This is a genomic window from Staphylococcus sp. HMSC077D08, assembly GCF_001837945.1.
GTDB classification, from domain to species: domain Bacteria; phylum Bacillota; class Bacilli; order Staphylococcales; family Staphylococcaceae; genus Staphylococcus; species Staphylococcus epidermidis.
The window spans coordinates 41,674-42,977 of the sequence record NZ_KV834813.1; the positions used below are offsets into that span (position 1 = coordinate 41,674).

Annotated in this window: 1 protein-coding gene and 2 pseudogenes; 2 read left to right on the forward strand and 1 reads right to left on the reverse strand. The window is 30.5% G+C overall.

What is annotated here, in order from left to right; translation table 11 throughout:
- Positions 1-335, reverse strand: a pseudogene (locus HMPREF2663_RS09440) (recombinase family protein); the annotation flags it as partial.
- Positions 336-425: 90 nt separating this feature from the next.
- Between HMPREF2663_RS09440 and HMPREF2663_RS12445 the strand changes: the two are divergent.
- A pseudogene (locus HMPREF2663_RS12445) lies at positions 426-583 on the forward strand (IS6 family transposase); the annotation flags it as partial.
- A 299-nt stretch (positions 584-882) separates the two neighbouring features.
- The coding region (locus HMPREF2663_RS09445; protein WP_176746337.1) for a KxYKxGKxW signal peptide domain-containing protein at positions 883-1,304 on the forward strand (422 nt) is incomplete at its 3' end.

Sequence of the window (1,304 nt, forward strand, 5' to 3'; positions counted from 1 at the left end):
AACCTCTTTCGCAATTTTACTAATTGCTTGGCATTCTTCTAACATTTCTACTACACGATGATAATGATACGTTTCTGAGGATCTTTCGCATTCGGTGAATAAAGTAAAGGTCGCCCTTTATATATTCCTTTGTCTTTCGCGACTTGAATCCCTTGTGCTTGTCGACGTTTACTTTCATTTCTTTCTTGTTCTGAAATCATTGACAAAATTTGAACGATTAAATCTTTCATAAACTTATCCAATAATGGGTTACTGATGACTTCATTCATCATAGGTAAACTTGTAATCATCAACTGAACTTCTTTCTTCTTTAAATAACTTACAGTAAAGAGGATATAAGAAACGAAAATCAGTCTAAAAAAGTTTTTGGAGTAGACTATTTGGTAATTAAAAATGAATGTAAAAGAAACGATATTACCTTCATATTAAAGATAAGAAAGACAAGGAATCAAAGTATAAATATGGAAAGAATGATTTAAAAGGTATTGAATGTATTTACGCTCTATATAAAAAGGACCGCAAGTCTCTTCAGATCTACGGATTTTCGCTATGCCACGAAATTAGCATCATGCTAGCAAGTTAAGCAAACACTGACATGATAAATTAGTGGTTGGCTATATTTTTTTAATTTGCAACAGAACCATATTTTATTCTTACTTTATATAGATATCGTGAAAATTGGAGATTATGCCTGCTGATTAAATATAATTAAAGTACTGTATATTTTATAAATCTATAAAATATAATAAAATAAATTAATTATATTATTTTTTTTAATTTGAATTGCTTCTATAAAGCAACGGTGATAATATTGAAACATAAGAAATTGGGTTAATGGGTAATATTGCAATTAAATGATTCAATTGAATGATGGAGGGAAATATGACAAAAAAGATCAAACAGTTTAAAGATAGTTTTAATGAAGAAAAAGCAAGAGTAAGGTTGTATAAGTCAGGTAAAAATTGGATTAAAGCTGGTATTAAGGAAATTCAACTACTTAGAGTAATGGGTTTACCATTCAATGGTCAAAAAATTACAGATAAAGAAGACGTAAATGCGAATAACAATAGCAACAATATGAAAAAAAATATTTCGAAAGCATCGGCAGTTATTGGTGGGGCTTTTACTTTTAATATGCTAAATGATCATCAAGCGTTTGCTGCATCAGAAACGCCGGTAACTTCAGAAATAAGTTCTAATAGTACAACTGTAGGCGATCAAACATCTACTAAAGAAAGCAGAGACAGTGCCGCAAGTACAGAAAGCAAAGACAGTGCCGCAAGTACAGAAAGCAAGGATAGTGC